Origin of the sequence: Caballeronia sp. LZ029 (genome assembly GCF_031451275.1) — a bacterium.
In the GTDB taxonomy this organism is placed as follows: Bacteria; Pseudomonadota; Gammaproteobacteria; order Burkholderiales; family Burkholderiaceae; genus Caballeronia; species Caballeronia jiangsuensis.
In genome coordinates, this window is the sequence record NZ_JARUXO010000002.1 from 271,533 (window position 1) to 289,531 (window position 17,999).

General features: G+C 64.3%; 19 protein-coding genes. All 19 read right to left on the bottom strand.

The genetic code is table 11. The features are described from left to right. Window positions 1–137: 137 nt before the first annotated feature. The 19 genes from QCE73_RS16230 to QCE73_RS16320 all read right to left on the bottom strand — a co-directional run bounded on the left by QCE73_RS16230 (window position 138) and on the right by QCE73_RS16320 (window position 17,992). Window positions 138–1,022 (bottom strand): LysR substrate-binding domain-containing protein, encoded by an 885-nt coding sequence (locus QCE73_RS16230; RefSeq protein WP_309882309.1) that lies wholly within the window; start codon window positions 1,020–1,022, stop codon window positions 138–140. A 186-nt stretch (window positions 1,023–1,208) separates the two neighbouring features. Next, entirely contained in the window at window positions 1,209–3,266 is a 2,058-nt protein-coding gene (locus QCE73_RS16235) for a sigma-54-dependent Fis family transcriptional regulator (protein ID WP_035498111.1), read from the bottom strand. A gap of 209 nt (window positions 3,267–3,475) precedes the next feature. Then, on the bottom strand, window positions 3,476–5,113 hold the full coding sequence (locus tag QCE73_RS16240) for a molecular chaperone GroEL (protein ID WP_309882310.1): 1,638 nt from the start codon (window positions 5,111–5,113) through the stop codon (window positions 3,476–3,478). Then, window positions 5,091–5,870: an iron-sulfur cluster assembly protein gene (locus QCE73_RS16245; RefSeq protein ID WP_309882311.1), complete on the bottom strand. Its 780-nt coding sequence runs from the start codon at window positions 5,868–5,870 to the stop codon at window positions 5,091–5,093. The genes QCE73_RS16240 and QCE73_RS16245 overlap by 23 nt, the downstream gene beginning before the upstream one ends. Further along, window positions 5,867–6,892 (bottom strand): amidohydrolase family protein, encoded by a 1,026-nt coding sequence (locus tag QCE73_RS16250; protein ID WP_309882312.1) that lies wholly within the window; start codon window positions 6,890–6,892, stop codon window positions 5,867–5,869. Before QCE73_RS16250 ends, QCE73_RS16245 begins: the two co-directional genes overlap by 4 nt. A 58-nt stretch (window positions 6,893–6,950) precedes the next feature. Further along, entirely contained in the window at window positions 6,951–7,304 is a 354-nt protein-coding gene (locus QCE73_RS16255) for an MmoB/DmpM family protein (protein WP_250487385.1), read from the bottom strand. Window positions 7,305–7,339: 35 nt separating this feature from the next. Beyond that, window positions 7,340–8,425: an aromatic/alkene monooxygenase hydroxylase subunit beta gene (locus tag QCE73_RS16260; protein ID WP_309882314.1), complete on the bottom strand. Its 1,086-nt coding sequence runs from the start codon at window positions 8,423–8,425 to the stop codon at window positions 7,340–7,342. 41 nt (window positions 8,426–8,466) lie between these two features. Next, entirely contained in the window at window positions 8,467–9,510 is a 1,044-nt protein-coding gene (locus QCE73_RS16265) for an FAD-binding oxidoreductase (RefSeq protein WP_309882315.1), read from the bottom strand. 60 nt (window positions 9,511–9,570) lie between these two features. Further along, on the bottom strand, window positions 9,571–11,241 hold the full coding sequence (locus QCE73_RS16270) for an aromatic/alkene/methane monooxygenase hydroxylase/oxygenase subunit alpha (protein ID WP_035498102.1): 1,671 nt from the start codon (window positions 11,239–11,241) through the stop codon (window positions 9,571–9,573). A 210-nt stretch (window positions 11,242–11,451) separates the two neighbouring features. Next, complete coding sequence (locus tag QCE73_RS16275; protein WP_309882316.1) at window positions 11,452–11,628, bottom strand: hypothetical protein; 177 nt, start codon at window positions 11,626–11,628, stop codon at window positions 11,452–11,454. Next, on the bottom strand, window positions 11,625–11,945 hold the full coding sequence (locus QCE73_RS16280) for a hypothetical protein (protein WP_309882317.1): 321 nt from the start codon (window positions 11,943–11,945) through the stop codon (window positions 11,625–11,627). Before QCE73_RS16280 ends, QCE73_RS16275 begins: the two co-directional genes overlap by 4 nt. Window positions 11,946–11,978: 33 nt before the next feature. After that, the gene (locus QCE73_RS16285; RefSeq protein WP_035498098.1) at window positions 11,979–13,022 is read right to left on the bottom strand and encodes an NAD(P)-dependent alcohol dehydrogenase; all 1,044 of its coding nucleotides are present in this window, start codon (window positions 13,020–13,022) and stop codon (window positions 11,979–11,981) included. A 247-nt stretch (window positions 13,023–13,269) separates the two neighbouring features. After that, window positions 13,270–13,521 carry a DUF3563 domain-containing protein gene (locus QCE73_RS16290; RefSeq protein WP_309882318.1) on the bottom strand — a complete coding sequence of 84 codons (252 nt, stop codon included), beginning with the start codon at window positions 13,519–13,521 and terminating at the stop codon, window positions 13,270–13,272. 194 nt (window positions 13,522–13,715) lie between these two features. Beyond that, complete coding sequence (locus tag QCE73_RS16295; protein WP_309882320.1) at window positions 13,716–14,210, bottom strand: MOSC domain-containing protein; 495 nt, start codon at window positions 14,208–14,210, stop codon at window positions 13,716–13,718. A gap of 147 nt (window positions 14,211–14,357) precedes the next feature. Continuing rightward, entirely contained in the window at window positions 14,358–15,191 is an 834-nt protein-coding gene (locus tag QCE73_RS16300) for an AraC family transcriptional regulator (RefSeq protein ID WP_309882321.1), read from the bottom strand. Further along, entirely contained in the window at window positions 15,188–15,910 is a 723-nt protein-coding gene (locus QCE73_RS16305) for an NAD(P)H-dependent oxidoreductase (RefSeq protein WP_309882323.1), read from the bottom strand. Before QCE73_RS16305 ends, QCE73_RS16300 begins: the two co-directional genes overlap by 4 nt. Next, on the bottom strand, window positions 15,903–16,637 hold the full coding sequence (locus QCE73_RS16310; RefSeq protein WP_309882325.1) for an enoyl-CoA hydratase-related protein: 735 nt from the start codon (window positions 16,635–16,637) through the stop codon (window positions 15,903–15,905). The genes QCE73_RS16305 and QCE73_RS16310 overlap by 8 nt, the downstream gene beginning before the upstream one ends. Next, window positions 16,634–17,086: a DUF2000 domain-containing protein gene (locus QCE73_RS16315; protein WP_404989774.1), complete on the bottom strand. Its 453-nt coding sequence runs from the start codon at window positions 17,084–17,086 to the stop codon at window positions 16,634–16,636. Before QCE73_RS16315 ends, QCE73_RS16310 begins: the two co-directional genes overlap by 4 nt. 135 nt (window positions 17,087–17,221) lie before the next feature. Continuing rightward, entirely contained in the window at window positions 17,222–17,992 is a 771-nt protein-coding gene (locus QCE73_RS16320) for an SDR family oxidoreductase (protein WP_309882326.1), read from the bottom strand. Window positions 17,993–17,999: the final 7 nt, after the last annotated feature.

Genomic DNA, 17,999 nt, shown 5'->3' on the forward strand with positions numbered 1-17,999 from the left:
TGTGATTGTCCTGTCTCGTGACTCGCCACAGCGACGAATCATGCCGACGAGAATAGGTACTCACCGGCCTGCCGGACAATCTACAATTTGGAAATGAGCCGTTGACTTTTTGTTAAAAGGTCGGCGGCTGGCCGGACCTATTTGCCGAGCAACGTAAGCAGCCATCGGCGAAAAGTCTTCAATGCATCCGATTGCGCACGCTCCGTCGGCCACGCGAAGTAGTAAGTGTGATGCCCGCGATCGAGCTCGAATGAAAACGGTGTGACGAGCAGACCGCTTTCCAGTTCACCACGCACCAGCGCCTTCTGCGCGATCGCGACACCGTGTCCTTCTATCGCCGCCTGGTACGCGAGCAGCGACGTTTCGTAGCGCATCTCGCGGCGTCGCGCGTTCAAAGGAAGGCCCGCCGCCTTCAGCCACAAGGTCCAGTCTTCCGGGCGCGCAAGCGTGTGCAGAAGCGTCTCGCCCTGCAACTGCGAGCGGGCCTTGACCTGTCTGGAAGGCGCTGCAACAGGCACCAGCTCGTTCGCGATCAGACGTTGTACGCGCAGGCCGGGCCACTTGCCGTCGCCTAGCTGAATGCCGCCGTCGATGTCCTCACGCGCAAAATTCAGCGGAGCCGGGGATGTCGTGAGTTGCACGTCGATGTTTTCGTGCAACCGATGAAAGCTCGCGAGACGTGGGATCAGCCAGCGCACCGCGAAGGTCGCGGGCGAGCGGATCTTGAGCACGCGCGCACGCCGCTCGGACGATCGCAGGCTGTCGGTGGCTTCGCGCAGGGATGCGAACAGCGGCATGAGTTCCGCCAGATACCGCGCACCCGCCGACGTCAGCTCCAGCCGCCCTCTCACCCGCTCGAACAGATCGACGCCCAGGTAAGTTTCGAGCGTACGTACCTGCCGGCTGACGGCGGCGGGCGTGACGGCCAGCTCGTCAGCGGCCTTGGAAATGCTCAGCAGGCGTCCGGTCGCCTCGAACGCCCGGGCGGGATTCAACGGGGGAAGCTGTGCTCGACGTTCCATGGCCTATCCGTGTAGAAGCATATCGAGATTGTGGCTCGAAATGCCCGAAAGACGGTTCGGCACGTGGCGACTCGCCAGATCGTGAAGCACGGAAGAGCGAGGACGGAGCGGGAGGCTACCCCCACCGGTCAGAAAGCAAGTGCCTCGGAACCGGCGCGCTCGTAATACGCGGAGACTGAAAACGAACTAATGTGACGAGACCACCGAAGCCTCGGCGCGAATCCGGTACTGCTCCATCTTTCGATACAGCGTGCTGCGCGATACGCCCAGCGCACGCGCGGCCTGCGCCATGTTGCCCTGCGCCTGCCGCAGCGCCCGCGCAATGGCGAATCGCTCGGTTTCCTCCAGACTTCCCGTGCCCGGCGCGGCGCCGGATGTCACGCTGTCGCGCGCGGCGGGAGATTCGTCGAGCACCTCGGCGGGCAGTTCGGCCAGCATCACGCGCGTGTCATTGGACGTGAGCAGCAGGTTCTCGACGAGATTGCGCAGTTCGCGCACATTGCCCGGCCACGAGTAAGCGCGCAGCACTTCCATCACGATGTCCGCAAACTCTCTCGCCGGCACGCCATGCCGCAGCGCGAGCGCGCGATTGAAATGCTCGATCAGCAAATCGACGTCGCCATCGCGCTCGCGCAGGCTCGGAATACAGATCCGCGTCACGCCGACGCGATAGTAGAGATCCGCGCGAAAACGCCCGCACTCGACCTCTTCGCGCAGGTTCCGGTTCGTCATGGCGAGAAGCCGCACATCGACGCGGCGCGGCTGGGTATCGCCGAGCCGGTAGATCACGCCCTCTTCCAGCGCGCGCAGCAGGATGGGCTGGAGATCGAGCGGCAATTCGCCGATTTCGTCGAGGCACAGCGTTCCGCCGTGCGCGAGTTCGAAGCGCCCGGGCCGCCCTTCCGCCGTCGCGCCCGTGTAGGCGCCGCGCACGTGCCCGAACAGTTCCGCGCCGATCAGCTCCTTCGACGCCGCCCCGCAGTTGTACGCCACGAACGGACCCTCGCCCGACTCCTCGCCGTGGATCGCGCGCGCGAAAAGCTCCTTGCCGACGCCCGTCTGCCCTTCGATCAGCACCGGCACCCGGCGCCGCGCAAGCTGCCGTCCGCGCTCGATGGCGCGCTGCATCGCCACGCTCTGACAGATGATCTGGGCGAAGCAGTTGCGTTTCGGATCGGCTTCGCTGCGCCCCTGAACCTGCACGCCGACACGCCGCGCACCGCTCGTCAGACGCGACGCGCCCGCGAGCCCGGAAGGCGCGGGCACGACGAGCATCGCCCCGATCGCTTCGCCGTCCGCGACGACCGGATCGAACCATTCAGGCCGCAAGCCTTGCGGAAGATGATTCGGCCACTCTTCGATCGGGCAATGCTCGCTCATGCCGGGAAACCGCTCGCCCAAATTGATGGGCAACGGAATGCGCGCGGTGGTGTGCACGAGCCGCCCGCGCCGGTCGATGGCGATGAGCCCCGCCGCATCCGCCGATGACAGCCGTTGCAGACAATACGCAAGCAGGCGCATCTGCTCGCGCGCCACCTGCTCCGCGAGCACCATTTCGATCTGCCGCGCGGCCGTCACGGCGAGCGTCAGATTGTTGATCTGATACGTCGATGGCGGCCCCGAAATGTCCAGCACGCCGAGCACCGCGCCCGTTCCCGGCTCGCAGATCGGCGCGGCGGCGCAGCTCCACGCCTTGATGCCTTCGCAGAAATGCTCGGAGGCGTGGATATAGGTCGGCTGGCGCGTCGCCAGCGCCGTGCCGATGCCGTTGGTCCCGGCCGTCGCCTCGCGCCAGTCGCCGCCCGTCATCAAATGGATTTTTTCGCCGGCGTCGAGCGTGCGCAGGTCGCCGGCGGCCTTGAGAATGACGCCGTCGGCATTGGTGAGCAGCAGAATCGAGGACGAATCGGCGAAGAGGTCCGCCGTCGCCATGAACAGCCGGTCCGATGCCGCCAGCAGTTCGCGATGACGCCAGCGCAGCGCGTCGATCGCATCGCCATGCACCGCGAACGGCGCCGCGCCCGAGGTCGGATTGACGCCCGATTGCAGACTCCGCTTCCACGACGCGATCAGTTCGGTCGGTGCGGCGGTCGTGATTTCGCCCGCCAGAAAGCGTTCCCACGCGAGCATGGTGCTGCTGTCCGAATGAAATCCAGCGTTCACGTCGGCTCGTGTCCGCCCGGCGATACCGCGTTCGCCCGCGGAATCGTCGCCAGCCGGCATGCCGATGAGGCGCCTCGTCATGTGTCTCCTCCGTGCGAGTTGGGGACGCGCGGCCCGCTCTGCGGCGGACCTCGGCGCGACTCGCGAGGGCGTGCCGGCCAGCCCCGGGCGAAGCGCCCGGCGGCTGCGCGGCATCGTCCGCTGAGTATAGACCTCACGCGTGCGCCACGTCCTTTTGGGCAAACGCTTCCGGCGGCCGGACGCGTGTCGCGACGCACAAGGCGGGCGGCCTATTTTCTCCCGAGCAGTTCGGCGCCCGCACCGAGCGCCGGCCCGGCTGTCGGATCGGCGAAATCGGGCTTCTTGGCGATCAGCGTCTGGGTCGTCAGGATCAGCCCGGCGACGGATGCCGCATTGCGCACCGCGCTATATGTCACCTTCACCGGATCGATGATGCCGCGCTCCAGCAGATCGACGATCTCGCCGGTGCGCGCATCGAGTCCGACGCAGCGGCCCGCCGCCGCCACCTGCGCGACGATCGCATGGCCGTCCAGCCCGCAATTCGACGCGATCGTGAAGAGCGGCTTCTCCAGCGCCCGCTTGAGCAGCAGCGCGCCGAGTTGCGCCGCGCCGCGCGTGCGTCCGATCAGATCATCCAGTTGCGCCGATGCGCGCAGCAACGCCGTGCCCCCTCCAGGCACGATCCCTTCCGCGATCGCCGCGCGCGCCGCGTTGATCGAATCCTCGATCAGATGCAGACGGCGCTTCTGCTCGACCGGCGTCGCGCCGCCGGCGAGGATCATCGCGGTGCCGCCCGAAAGCTTCGCCAGCCGGACTTCGAACTTGTCGCGCTCGACGTTCTCCGGCGCCATCTCGTACTGACGCGCGACCTGCTGACGGCGCGCCGCCACCGCCGCCGGATCGCCGCCGCCCGCGGTGATGATGGTCTGGTTGGACGATATGCGGACCTGCCGCGCGCTGCCCAGATCGCGCATTTCGACGGCTTCGAGCCTGCCGCCGAGATCGCGTGCGATGACGCGCCCGCCGGTGACGATCGCGATGTCTTCCAGCATGGCCTTGCGCCAGTGGCCGTATTCGGGCGGATGAATCGCCGCGACCGCGGGCCCGCCGTTGTCGCGGCTCGCCAGCAGCGTGACCACGCAGGCGGGCGCGACCTCTTCCGCGATGATCAGCAGCGGCCGCTTGCTTGCGTTCGCGAGCGCGAGCAACGCCGTCACTTCGGCCTGGTTTTGCAGGCGCTGGTCGGTCATCAGGATGAGCGGGCTGTCGAGCACCACCTGCATGCGTTCGATGTCCGTGACCATGTGATGCGAGAGATAGCCGCGATCGAACGCCATGCCGTCGACCACTTCGAGCCGCGTCTCCACGGTCGTGCCGTACTCGACATCGACGATGCCGTCCGGCCCCACGCGCTCCAGCGCCTCGGCGACGAGACCGCCGGTGAAGTCGTCGTTGGCCGCGACCACGGCGACCGCGCGCACTTCCTCCGGCCCGCGCAGCGGCGTGGCCGCACGCCTGAGCGCAGCGATGACTTCGTTCACCGCCGCGTCGAGCCCCTGCACGAGCTCGACCGGATTCGCGCCGTCCGCGAGACATTCGAGACCTTGCTGCACGAGCGTATCGGCGAGCACGGTGGCCGTGGTCGTGCCGTCGCCGGCGACTTCGTTGGTCTGCTTCGAGACTTCGCGCACGACCTGCGCGCCGATGTTCTCGAACGGATCTTCCAGCTCGATCTCGCTCGCGATGCTCACGCCGTCGCGCGAGATGATCGGCGAGCCGATCGGCCGGTCGATGATCGCGTTCATGCCTTTCGGCCCGAGCGTGGCGCTCACCGCGCGCGCGAGCTTGCCGACGCCGCGTCCGAGCGCCGCGCGCGCCTCTTCGTCATGCAGCATGATGTTGGGCATCGTGTGCTCCTGTCTCCGGTTTATGGTTGTCTGGTTCGAGCGGTCGCGGGAAAAAACGAATCGGCTGCTCCTCGACTTCGCCGTAGCGGGCCGCGAGCAGGCCACGGCAGAGCGCGCTGTTGAACTCGGCATTCACGCCCACGCGCCGCAGCGCGCGCAGATAGGCGCCGAGCGTCGCGGGATCGATGGGCGCGCTGTTGGTATCGACGAAGGCGAGTTCGTGCGTGCAGACATCACGGCGCTCTAGGTATCGCCGGATGAGACGCCCGGTTTCGGGATCGTCGTCGAGCGCGGCAAGCTCGTCCGTGGCGAGCGCAAGCAGCTGCGCCGCTTCGTGCCCTTTGGCGAGCAGATGCGACAGCAGCGCCTCCTGCCTGCGCTGGAACGCCTTGACGAGAAACGTCCGGCGCACCTCGTCGAGATCGTCGCTGGCGGCGTCTCCGAAGGCTCGCTGGAACGACAGGTTCTGCGCCATGCCGCGATTGATCTCGTCCGCGTACATGTGCTCGTCGAGCGTGAGGCCGATGCGCGTCACCCACGGCAGGCCCGCGACGGCCGCGCGCATGTCCGCCGCCATCAGATACGCGAAGTTCGCCGCGCACCAGTAAGTCGGCAGACGATACGCGATGTCCACGCCGCCTTCGGCATCGACCTCGACGCTGGTGACGAAGCCGAGCTCCGTCACCGCCTCGTCGAGTTCCGGATCGACGACGGCTGCGAGTCGCGCCCAGACCTGCTGCGCGCGATCGCCGCTCATGCGTGCGCCACCGCAGCGCGCGGCGCCTCTTCGAGCAGCTTCTTCTGCGCGTCGATATCGATGCCGTACAGGCGCGCCGCATTCAGCCCGAGGATCTTTTTCTTCGCTTCCAGCGTCAGCTTCACGCCCGTTTCCTTGCTGACCGATTCCGGCAGCTCGAACGCCATGAACTTCTCGATCAGCCATTTGGGCGACCAGATCGCGTAATCGCTGCCGTAGAGAATGCGGTCCTCGCCGATCCAGAACAGCAGCTCCGAAATCACATGCGCGAAGTATTCGGGCCGCGTGTGAATGAACGGCAGCACGACGGCGAGCCCGCCATAGACGTTCGTTTCCTGCGTGGCGATCCAGCAGAAATCGTCCAGACGCGGCAGCCCGCAATGCTCGACGATGAAGTTCAGTCCCTGGAAGCTCGTCGCGACATCGTCGATATCCGCGACGTCGAAGGCATCGCGGTTGAGCGGCAGAATCGTCGGACCCTTATGCACGTGAATGTTCCTGATGCCCAGTTGCTCGCATCGCTCCAGGAAGCGATACGCGCCCGGATCGGACAGCTTGTAGCCCTTGCTGTCGCCGCGCCATTCCGCCGTATAGAGCTTCACGCCCTGAATCTTGTATAGCTCGGCAAGCTCGTTCAGGCGCTCCAGCCCCGCTTCGCCATCGCGCGGATCGAACGCGCCGTTCACGATGAAACGGTGCGGATACTTCTTCTTCACCACGTAGTTCGCCTCGGTGGTGTTGAAGCCGTTCTTGTAGAAGTCGGTGAGATAGGTCGGCTGGCAGATCGCCATGTCGTCGTAGCCGGTGACGAACAGGTCGTCATACATGACTTCTTCGCCGTACTTGTCGAACTTCTCCTTCGGCCACAGATAATCCTTCGGGCTCAGATTCTTGTGATACGCATAGAAGCAGTCGATGAACTGCTGGCCGTGCACGTTCTTCAGATTCGCCTTGCTGCCGTCCCATAGATGAACGTGCCCGTCGATGATGAAAATCTCCTCGCCGTCCTGAGTTCTGAACATGTGTGTGTCTCCGTGGGGTTGCCGGACAGCGGCGCGCGCTGCGCGCCGTCGCGCGTTTTCATTCGTAGGCCATCGCGTCTTCCATGTTGCCGAACAGCACGACGGTGTCGTCATCGACCATCACCATGCGGCCGTAATGCGTCGACGTCGATATCTCGAACAGATGGGGCGTCATCTCGCGGCCCAGCACTTCGCTGATTTCGCCCATCCTGAACTCGATCTTGTCCTGCCCGTCGATGCGGATCATCGCCGGCAGATACGTGACCGTGATGCCCGGCTTGCTTCCCATGAGCTCGGCGATCGCGCGAGCCTCGACGCTGTCGTTCATCGTCACGCCGCACTGATGCGAGATGGTCTGCTCGAAGCGAAGATCCTTGATCGACTTGAAGATGTTGTCGGTATGCACTGACATGAGCTGCTCCTGTTCGCGGTGGATTCAATCGAGTCTCAGGCTTCGATCGCGAGTGAAGACGGAATGCCGATTTCCTTGGCGATCAGTTGCGCACGTTCGACGGAACTGTTCAGGCAATCGGTGAATTGCGCCGCCTTCGCATGGGGAATCGACCAGATCGGCTGCAAGTGCCTGGCCGCGTCCGCGGCTAGCGCGCCGTGCTTTTCGAGCCACGCTCCGAACAGCGCGCGGTTCGCGTCGCCGTGCGCCGGATCGTTCGCGAGCATATGAAACAGCTCGACCGCGTTGGCGAGATTGCGCTCGTAGTCGCCTTCGGCGGCGGACACGACGGTCGGCGTCACGAAGTCGTTCTGCGCGGCCGCGATCTGCATGATGAAACCGCTGCGGAACAGGTCTCCGACGAGCGGCTCGAACACCACGTTGACGGCGAAATACTTTTCAAGGTAATCGGTCGCGCCGCCGATCGTCTCGATGGCAAGGCGCGTCGGCTGCCAGAGCGGATCTTCGAGCCAGTGCTTCTTGCCGGCATCGAGATCGAAGCCGGGCAGATCGAGCGCGATCTCGCCGAGATACAGCGTCAGGTCCTGTGCGAAACGCAGCTTGTACGACGCGTTCGTCAGGATCGCGCTGTTGATCATCTGCGTGTAGCCGTAGCGTTGCGCGTGCATGGTCGCGGTGCCGAGCCCGAATTCCGCATGCTTGTAGGCGCCCAGATGCTGCTCCAGCACCTTCACCCACGCCTTGTCGAAACGCTTGACCACGCCCGTGCGCCGCGCATTGGCGATCGCATTCGTGATCATCCCGACGATGGTCGACTGACGCTGATAATGCGTGCGTTCCCATTCCTCATCGACCGCGCGGAACGTGTGCCAGTCCGAGCTTTTCGCCGCGGTCCACGTCTCCGAGTAGGTCGGCGTGCCGTCGGCGAACTGAAGGATCCAGTCCTGAATCAGATAGCGCTTCGGGTCCGGCTGCACATCGACGGTCATGTCCTCGTAATGGCTCGCCTTGCGGCCCTTCGGCTCGAAATAGTTGTACTTGCGGCTGTCCCAGCCCACGAATTGCGCCGCGCCCGCGGCGCCCGACTTGAGCGCTGCCGACTGCTCCGTCACTGTACTCATGTCGCGTCTCCTTTACTTAGCCTTGTGCACCGATGAATCGATCATCGGACCGCCTGAGTGAACTTGTCGAAGAAGAGCCGCTCCGGTTCCACGCCCGCCATCTGCAACGCCGGAATCACGGCGTCGATCATCGCCGTGGGACCGCATGCGTAGGCGTCGATGTCGCCCGCGAGCGATTCCTCGCGCAACGTACGGCTCACGACTTCATGGATGAAACCCGTGTCGCCCGTCCAGTCGTCGCCGGGTTCGGCATTCGACAGCGCCGGAATGAAGCGGAAGTCCGGCAGCCGTTCGGCGAAGTCCGCGAACTCGTCGAGATAGAACAGGTCGCGGCGGGTGCGCGCGCCGTAGAAGAAGCGCACGGGCCGCTCTTCGCCGCTTTGCACGTGATCCTGCAGGATCGACCACAACGGCGACATGCCCGAACCGCCGCCGACCAGCACCATCGGGCCGGGTTGATCCTCGCGCCGAAAACACGTGCCGTAAGGGCCTTTGGCGACGAGCCGGTCGCCGGGCTTCAGGCCATCGTCGAGCAGCGAAGAGAACGCGCCGTTCGGATACTTCTTGATGATGAAGCGCAGCCGCCTTTCGCCATCGGGCGGATTGGCCATCGAGAACGAGCGCGTGATGCCCGCGAACGGGATCGTCAGATCGACGTACTGGCCGGCCCAGAAGCGCAACGGACGGCTCAGTTCGACTTCGAGCAGACGGATGTCGTGCGTGAGCGGCGCGATGCTCGTGACCGTCGCGTCGTATTCGGCTACGGGTATCGAGCGGCGCATCAGGTCTTCGTCGAAGTTCAGCAGCTCGACGGTCAGGTCGCTGTAGGCGAGCGTCCTGCACAGCAGAATATGACCCGACTCCTTTTCATAGTCGGGCAGCGCGAAGGTCGAATACTTCTTCAGCTCGACGTCGCCCTCCACGAGCAGCGACTTGCAACTGCTGCACTGCCCTTCCTTGCATCCGTGCATGACGGCGATGCCCTGCCGGAACGCGGCCTCCAGCACCGTCTCGCCCTCCGCGACGGACATCTCGACGCCGACCGGCTCGAAGCGGACCGTATGCGTCTGATTCGAATCGCTCATAGGTTTTCCCATGCTCGTCGCGGCCCGCTGCGCACGAACGCAGCGGGCCGCAGGCCCGTCTCAACTGCACGGATTGATCGTGAAGCCCGCGCGATATTCCGCGATGTGCTTCTCGCGCTGCTCCGGCGTCATCTCCCGCAACAGCACGATCGGACTCTGGATGGTGTGGCCGCGAACATGGTCGAGCGTCCACATGTCGCGGTTGTCGAAGCGCAGATGCGGTTGCGGCACGAGCGTCCGGCCGTCGCTGCGAACGAAGCCGAGATCCTTGATGCAATCCGCGAGATCCCAGCCGTGATAGACCTCTTCCCATTCGCGGCGGCCGCTGAAGCGGCCCATCGCGGGCGTCGGACGGCCTTCGTATTCCGACGCGAACGCGACCTTGTGCGTCCAGCGGCACAGCTCCGAGCAGTACGTATAGAGCTTGCCGTCGACTTCATCGACACAGAAGTCCTCGCGGATCAGACACGGCACGAGGCAGCTCCAGCACCGATGCGGGTACACATAGCCGTTCTCCTGATCGAACAGCATGTTGGTTTCGCCCGGCACGCTCTTCTTCGCATACCACTTCCAGTAGTCGCCGAACTCCGCATACCAGCCCGGATACTTGTGCTCGAACCACTCGAAGTCCTTCTCCGTCTGCGCCTCGATGCGCCAGAAGTTCACCGGCCAGCCGACCGAGAAGAATTGCGCGACCTTGTGCACGTAGTTCTTCTTGACGAGGCGATCCCACGCGGCGGCGACATCGTCGTGATGAATCTTGATGCCGTACTTTTCGAGCGGCAGCATGTAGGTGCGGTAGTAATCTTCGTAGATCCACCGGTGCCACAACTCCGCATACGACTCCTTCTTCTTGTCGCGATCGGTCGTGCCGTACTCGATGAACGTGCCGATAGCCGCATCGACGATGGCGTGGTTCTGCCAGAACGCATAGCGCAGATCGCGTTCGAGCAGCAGGTGATTGTCCGGATCGTTGATGACCGACATCATCAGCGAGTGACCATTGCCGATGTGCCGGCTCTCATCCGACTGCACCGAGAGGAACACGGTCGGCAACGCATAGTCGCCGTTGCGCGCCGCCTCCGATGGCATCGCCACGAACAGCGTGTTGGTGAAGGCGGTTTCCGCGACCACCTGCAGGAACACGTTGGCGGCCGTCACGGCATCGCCCGTCAGAAAGCCTTCCGCGAACTGGCGGCCGATGGTCGTCGCGTAGCACTTGCCGAACGCGGCTTCCGTGATATCGAAGCCCGCCGGGTCGATGTAGTTCTCCATGTACCACTTCTTCAGATTCATCTGGATCGTCGAGTGGCGAAACTCGTCGACCATCTGCATCGTGAAGCCGGTGCGCAGTTCTTCGCCGGGCGCGAGACGGCCGAGCATCGCCATCGAGCGTGCGGCGGAGATTTCCGGAAACGGGATGATCGCGAGGAACAGCTTCATCCACTCGACCCAGCGCGGCTCGACATTGCGGAACATGTCGCCGCGCAGCGCCGCGTCGAGCGCGCCGTAGACGCGGTTGTCCTTCTCCTCCTGCATAGGGAAATACGAGCGCAGCACCTGCTTCATGGGATCGCGTGGCGCCTTGCTGATCTTGTAGTCGGTCGGGAAGGTCATCGCTTCCTGAACGTAACTGGGTGTCCAGCCGAGATCCGCGACGCGTTTGGCCGCCTCGCCGATGCTGATTCCTCGCTGGGACGTGATCTTGTTGAGCGTTAATGCTTCTGACATCGAGCTCTCCTTGTCCGGTTACAGGGGGACCGGCGGCTTCTCGCGCGCAGGTCCGTGATCACCAACACATGCGCCGCTTTCGTCGGCACGGCCCGACATAGAGCGACAAGCGTGCCATGCACTTCGGGCCCATACAGCAAGGCCGCGCTCGCGATCATGTCGTGGAACGCGACGTATGCATTCCTGCGGTGTCCGAAACTGCGACATCGTTCACTGGCTGTCCGCCGGCGTGGCTTCGTTCTGAACCGGCTGACCTTGCGCGATGCAGCGCGCGGCGACGAGCAGCGCGCCCATTGCGAAGTCGCGGCCGAACACGCCGATCATCTCGTCGGACAGCGCGCCCAGCCGTTCGAAGAACGCTTCTTTCGTGGTTGCATCGGTCGTCATGTTCGTCTCCCTGGTTCCGAGATCCGGCGCGCCGCCGCTTCCATCTCCGCCAGCGCAGCCGTGAGACGCGCGCGATCTTCCTCCAGCGCGCGCATCGATTCGTTCGCGTCGTGCAGCCGTTCGCGCAGCATCTCGATGTTCAGACATTGCTGCGACGTGCGCGCTTCGGGCGGACTCGCCGCCAGCGCGCCTTCCAGTTCGATCTCGACGCCCGCGACGCGGCTCTTGCTGCGCAGATGATCCGAATTGATCTGCGTCAGCGCGATCACGAGCCGCACGCGCTCCGAGATGGGCGTGACATTGCCTTGCGCCGCCATGACGCTCTCCGTTCGAGTCCTGTTGACCGGCTGCTAGGGAATGAGGACCGCGCGTCCCTTGATCCTGCCGTGATGCAGATCCTTGAGCGCCTGATTCGCGTCGCTCAGCCGGTATTCGCGCGTGGCCAGATGCACGAGCCCGCGATCGGCGAGCGCCATCAGCTCGACGAGTTCGGGATAGGTGCCGACCAGATTGCCGACGATGGTCTTTTCGCTCGTGATCATGTCGATGGTCGGAATCTCGATCTTCCCGCCATAACCGACGATGTAGTAGAAGCCCGCGTTGCGCGTCATCGCGAGACCCTTCGCGATGGCATCGCCCTCGCCGACGAAATCGATCACGGCTTCCGCGCCGTTGCCGTGCGTCAGTTCGAGCACGCGTTCCACTTCGCCTTCGCCGCCTTGCACGGTGTGATGCGCGCCGCACTCTTTCGCCAGCGCGAGCGCGGTCTCCGAACGATCGACGACGATGATCTCCGCCGCGCACAGCGCATTGAGCACCTGAATGCCGATATGCCCCAGTCCGCCCGCGCCGATCACCACGGCGAACTGGCCGGGCAGCAAGTGACGCGACGCCTTCTTCGCGGCGCGATATGCGGTCAGGCCGGCATCGGTGTAGGGCGCGACGTCTTTGGGTGCGAGCGTGGATGGCAGACGAATCAATGAGCGTTCGCCGGTCGACAGATATTCGGCGTAACCGCCATTCGCGTTGATGCCGGGAAAGCGGCTCTCGGTCGCGTGCATGTCGTCGCCGCGCCGGCACGCGAGACAGTGGCCGCTCGTGACGAGCGGATGACAGACGACCGGATCGCCCACCTTGACGCTTTCGACGGCGCGCCCGACGGCCTCCACCCAGCCGGCGTTCTCGTGGCCCATGATGTAGGGCAGCGCGACATCGACCTTGCTGCGCCAGATTCCCTCGACGACGTGCAGGTCGGTGCGGCACACGCCTGCTCCGCCGATGCGGACGATCACGTCGGTCGGCCTGACGATGTCGGGCGTTTCGACGTCTTCATAGCGAACGAACTCGTCGCGGGACAAGGTTTCGTCGTACTCATGCAGCACGGCAGCCTTCACGTTATGTCTCCTTGATCGTTATCGTCGAGTCAGCGCGGCGCTGCCCGCGGAGCCTCTGGAGCAAGGATTACGCCAATGAAGACCGATGCGCGGAGAATCCGGATACCTGCACGTCTTTGCGGCCATCGGCTACGCGATACGCGCATGACGCCGGGCGAGTTAAGGGGGGACGTGTCGCAGTTTCGAACACATTGACGAGGCTTTGTCGTATGAGGATGTCGCAACTTGCGACGGCCAGCGCCGGCGATCAGACCGGCTCTTTGCGCCTCGCGCTGTCGTCCTGATCGATCACGATGCGAGCAAACGCATGCCTGTCACGCGATACCGCGCCGCGCAGCGGCATGCCGTTGGCGCGGAGTTCTTCTTCGATCTGGCGCATGCGATGTTGAAGATCGGCGCGATCATCCAGCGCTGCGTAACGAGCGTAACGGGCGCGGCGCGCAGACACGCTGTAGCGGGAAATCAGCCATCCGGCCACGCGAGAAAAGAGTGCGGACATGATGTGCTCCTTGTCGGGTTAGTTCGGCGTTCGCCGCAGCGCACATGTCGTTTCTTTCCTGAGGCTGCCTTGCATGCACCGCCGATGCAAAGCAGGTTACAACCCGTGAATTAGCCTGGAATGAGCGGGCCGGCATGACTTGCGCGCGCCGGCGCACGGTGGCAGGAACGCCGATACACGTCGTCACATCACGGTCAGCGCAGCGGCTCGATCACGCTCGAAAGATCGATCCTGCCGCCTTCGACGACGCGCGCCGTGATGCCGCCGAATCCGCGCACCGCGTTATAGCCGCCGACGCCGAACGCCTCTTCCATGCGCGAGCACGGATGACATTCCCCGCTCGCTTCCAGCACCGCGCCGCCGATGCGAAAGCGACGGTCCTTCAGCGCGTGAAGATTCACGCCCGCCGTCACGATATTGCGCCGCAAATCCAGGGGCGAAACGTCATCGAGACCGAGGTGGCTCGCTATCGCGCGCAGGCTCTCCGCCTGAATCAGCGTCACTTGCCGGTTGCCGCCCTTGCGGCTGTAGTGATCGCCTTCGAGACCGCCGCCCGCCTGCGCGAGCGCGAATTCGACCACGTCGAGCGGCTCGCGCCGCACGCCGCGCAAGCCTATCCATACGACTTTGCCCGGCCTCACCGGAGCATTCATGAGACGTGCGAGAGGGGAATCGGGATTGAGCGGCATGGCATTGACCGTGAGTGATTCGCACGATTTTATCTGTCATGCCATGCCGTGGATTCAAAGGGGGTGCAAAGCGGATATGGCCTGGCGGCGGCATGGGCCGCGCGATGATCGTCAGACGCTCGCTATTGCCGATTTTCGTCGAACGATTCAAGAAAACGCAGATTGATAGATCTTCGGTGTCACGCCGGTTTGCTGTTTGAAGACGCGCGTGAAGTGTGACTGGTCCGCAAAGCCGGTTCGGGCGCCGACTTCTGCAATGGGTCTGCCGTCGCGCAGCATCGGCATCGCTGCGCGCAAGCGCTCCTGCTGCTGAAAGGCATGAGGGCTCAGTCCCGCCTCGCGCACGAAAGCGCGTAACAGCACGAACGGCGTAACGCCGAACTCCGACGCAAGCGTCGACAACGTCACCCTCGCATGAAGGTCTTCGCGCAAGCGGCGCTTTATCGCACGTACCAGAGCAGGCTCGCTTCGCACTGAGGGCAGGTCACCGGAGCGCCCAGGCTGGCGCGCGTACAAGCCGACGATAGCGCAGGCCAGCGCCTCGCTGCGCTTGAAAGGATCGTCGTTTTTCTCGGAACACCAGTTCACGCCGTAGAGGTGCCGCGACAACGCATTGTCGATGACAAACGGGCTATCCAGTTCGAATCGCTCGCGCCGCGGAATGCCAAGCCGTTCACAGTACGCGGCCAGTTCCGCGGGCTGCACGTGTTCGACGCGCATCTTCCATTGGCCGTCACCGGCGGCGGCGCCTGAATGCACCACGTCGGCATCGATGACGATGACGTCGCCGCGCCGGCATATGCGCCGCTGTCCCCGAACCTCGACCGCCAATTCCCCGCCGGTAATGACCGCGAGGCAATGCGTATCGTGTGCGTGCGGCGGATACCGGTGACCGACGAACTGGCCCTTCAGCATGACGGCGTCCATGACGTCGGGCGCGCGCCAGACCTTGACCGAACGAATCGCCGATGCAGCTTTCATGATGAAACCGTCCGTGGAAGTGCTCTGAACACGTCATCATAATCCTGGAGCAGCGGCATCGCGATGCGCGGTCGCGTGTCGTGGCTATCGATGAAGTCGCGCCAGCGCGTCAATGTGTCGGCCCGCTCGGCGTCCGAGCAATAGGGAACGTGCCAGGCGAAGAACGGCTCGACCACTTCATAGCCCACATATCCCAACGTGCCTTGCAGCAGATGACGCAGCATGCCGCTCGCCAGTTCGCCATGAATGCCTTGCGCGCCGAACATGTGCTCCCGGCCACCCAATGTCACGCCGATCACGGCGCGCTTGCCGACCATGCCGCCGCGACCGTAGATGCGCTTGCCGCCATACATCGCGCCCGACAGGAAACAGCGGTCGATCCAGCCCTTGATCAGCGCGGGCACCGAGAACCAGTAAAGCGGAAACACCAGCACGAGCGTGTCGCTGGCCAACAGTGCATCGACCTCTCGCCGCACGTCGGGCGCAAGCGCATCGTGCTCGAGCGCGTGACGTTGCTCCAGTGCATAGACGAGATAGTCGTCGTTGGCGCGCTCGGTGAACTCGCTGGCGCGGACTACGGGATCGAAGTTGAGCGCATACAGGTCAGAGAAGCTCACATCGTGGCCGCGTGACTTCAGTACGCGTTCGGCTTCGCGGGCCATTGCCGAACAGAACGAGTGCGGCTCGGGGTGAGCGTGAACAAGGTGGACTTTAGCCATGAGGAATCGATCTCCAGATGCTCGCGGGAATGAAGGCATTGAGATGGAAGAACTCCCGCTCGATCGCCTCTTGCGCCGTTAACGTAGCGCCTTCCAGAATCAAACGCCGTGTGGTCTGCAAAGCACCCGGCGGTTTAGCGGCGAGGCGCAGGGCGTATTCGTTTGCAACGGCGCGCACGTCCGCGTCCGGTACTACGCGGGACACAAAGCCGTGCCGCAACGCTTCCGATGCCGCTACCGCGCGACCGCTCATCAGCCAGTCGCGTGCCGCGAGATCGCCTACCCTGCGAGCCAGCAACGCTGTCGCTCCCGCTTCGGGCACGATACCGAGATCGGAAAACGGAAACCGGAAGGTCGCGCTTTCGCCGGCAACCACCCAGTCCGCGTGTAACAGCATCGTTGCGCCGAATCCAACGGCCGCGCCATTGACAGCGGCAATCAGGGGCTTGGGCTGCTCGGCGAACGCCGCGATGCATCGCCGGATCGCACCGTCTTCGGCTTGCGGCCACAGGGTGCCGAAAGCGGCGATGTCGTGTCCCGCGCAGAAGCTCTCGCCGGTTCCTTGCAGCAGCACGCAGTGCACGCGTTCGTCGCCCTGTGCGAGGCGCAACGAGTTCGCCAGCGCGTCGAACATCAGACCGTCGAGCGCGTTTCGCTTGTCGGGGCGGTTCAAACTGACAGACCAGATCTGACCGATGCGCTCCGATGTAATCCGCGCTTCCATCATGCGAACAGCGAAAAACCGCCGACCAGTTTGCTGACACGGTTCCTGGGGCCGACCAGTCCGACCGCCAGATATTGAAGCGATTCGCCGGCGTGCGCCTCGACGGCTTCGAGGAACATGGCGTAATCCGTGGTGGCCTGCCCTTGCACGGGAAAGTCCACGACGTCACACTGCGCGAGCGATTTCCGGCGAAGCTCGCTCAGTTGAAGCGCGGATGCCTTCAATACCGGAATGCCGATGGGAATGAGTCCCGGATGCGCCGTGCCGTCCCGCTCGACCAAAGGCGCGCCGACGAGACGGCTGTGGCGCTGGCCCAGAGTGAACGCGACGACCGCCGCAGCGTTCGATGCCTTGCCCGGCGGCAACGCTTCATCAACGACGATCACACAACGCTCCAGCTTCGGCGGCGCTTTCTGCGCGTCCGCCTCGATTGCTTCGGTATGCAACAGCAATGTCTCTCTCCTGAAAAATCGACCCTGGAGAGCATGCTAGGCATTCCATTGCCAAAAGTATTGGACGATTTTGCAGCGCGCCGACCCAGTCGAGTCGAGGTCGGCGTGGACCGGCGCAGCGCGCACGCAGCCGGATCAGCCTCTGCCGACGAACGGCATCTTTGTCGCCATGATCGTATGGAACAACACGTTGGCATCGGGCGGCAGACTCGCGAGATACGCGACCGAGCGTCCGACTATCGCCGCGTCGATCAGCGGCTCGGCTGCGAGCTCGCCGTTCGCCTGCGGCACGCCGTGCGCCATCGCCGATGCCAGCGCGCTGTGCGCATTGCCGACGTCGATCTGACCGACAGCGATGTCATGCGCGCGACCATCGAGCGACGCGCAGCGCGTGAGGCCCGTGACGGCGTGCTTGGTCGCCGTGTAGGCCGTCGAATTGGGCCGCGGCGCCCAGGCCGACAGCGAGCCGTTATTGATGATGCGGCCGCCGCGCGGCGTCTGCGCCGACATGATCCGGAACGCGCGTTGCAGGCAAAAGAACATGCCGTTGAGATTCACGTCCACGACCCCGCGCCATTGCTCCGCTGTCCACGTATCGAAAGCGCCGGGCGGATTGCCGACGCCCGCATTGTTGAACAGCAGGTCGAGCCGGCCGAAATGAGCGACGACCGCATCGAACGACGAAGCCACCGCCGTCGCATCCGACACGTCGCACGATAACGCGAGCGCGCGGCCCGCGAACTCGGGGTCATGCGCGATCTCGAAGAGCGGCTCGCGCCGCCTGCCGAGCAGCGCGACGGACCAGCCGTCGCGCAGCAATTCGATTGCCGCCGCCCTGCCGATGCCCGAGCCCGCGCCCGTCACGATGCCCACGCGCGGCCCCCGCGCGCCGTCCAGTCGATTCATGCGCGCT

What these genes read in the sequence shown, in the direction of transcription:
- QCE73_RS16240 (WP_309882310.1), bottom strand. Translation starts at nt 5,113, where the DNA reads ATGCCCAACATCATGCTGCATGACGAAGAGGCGCGCGCGGCGCTCGGA.
- QCE73_RS16255 (WP_250487385.1), bottom strand. Translation starts at nt 7,304, where the DNA reads ATGTCAGTGCATACCGACAACATCTTCAAGTCGATCAAGGATCTTCGC.
- QCE73_RS16300 (WP_309882321.1), bottom strand. Translation starts at nt 15,191, where the DNA reads ATGAAAGCTGCATCGGCGATTCGTTCGGTCAAGGTCTGGCGCGCGCCC.
- QCE73_RS16310 (WP_309882325.1), bottom strand. Translation starts at nt 16,637, where the DNA reads ATGATGGAAGCGCGGATTACATCGGAGCGCATCGGTCAGATCTGGTCT.
- QCE73_RS16265 (WP_309882315.1), bottom strand. Translation starts at nt 9,510, where the DNA reads ATGAGCGATTCGAATCAGACGCATACGGTCCGCTTCGAGCCGGTCGGC.
- QCE73_RS16280 (WP_309882317.1), bottom strand. Translation starts at nt 11,945, where the DNA reads ATGGCGGCGCAAGGCAATGTCACGCCCATCTCGGAGCGCGTGCGGCTC.
- QCE73_RS16295 (WP_309882320.1), bottom strand. Translation starts at nt 14,210, where the DNA reads ATGCCGCTCAATCCCGATTCCCCTCTCGCACGTCTCATGAATGCTCCG.
- QCE73_RS16245 (WP_309882311.1), bottom strand. Translation starts at nt 5,870, where the DNA reads ATGAGCGGCGATCGCGCGCAGCAGGTCTGGGCGCGACTCGCAGCCGTC.
- QCE73_RS16230 (WP_309882309.1), bottom strand. Translation starts at nt 1,022, where the DNA reads ATGGAACGTCGAGCACAGCTTCCCCCGTTGAATCCCGCCCGGGCGTTC.
- QCE73_RS16250 (WP_309882312.1), bottom strand. Translation starts at nt 6,892, where the DNA reads ATGTTCAGAACTCAGGACGGCGAGGAGATTTTCATCATCGACGGGCAC.
- QCE73_RS16235 (WP_035498111.1), bottom strand. Translation starts at nt 3,266, where the DNA reads ATGACGAGGCGCCTCATCGGCATGCCGGCTGGCGACGATTCCGCGGGC.
- QCE73_RS16305 (WP_309882323.1), bottom strand. Translation starts at nt 15,910, where the DNA reads ATGGCTAAAGTCCACCTTGTTCACGCTCACCCCGAGCCGCACTCGTTC.
- QCE73_RS16260 (WP_309882314.1), bottom strand. Translation starts at nt 8,425, where the DNA reads ATGAGTACAGTGACGGAGCAGTCGGCAGCGCTCAAGTCGGGCGCCGCG.
- QCE73_RS16320 (WP_309882326.1), bottom strand. Translation starts at nt 17,992, where the DNA reads ATGAATCGACTGGACGGCGCGCGGGGGCCGCGCGTGGGCATCGTGACG.
- QCE73_RS16270 (WP_035498102.1), bottom strand. Translation starts at nt 11,241, where the DNA reads ATGTCAGAAGCATTAACGCTCAACAAGATCACGTCCCAGCGAGGAATC.
- QCE73_RS16275 (WP_309882316.1), bottom strand. Translation starts at nt 11,628, where the DNA reads ATGACGACCGATGCAACCACGAAAGAAGCGTTCTTCGAACGGCTGGGC.
- QCE73_RS16290 (WP_309882318.1), bottom strand. Translation starts at nt 13,521, where the DNA reads ATGTCCGCACTCTTTTCTCGCGTGGCCGGATGGCTGATTTCCCGCTAC.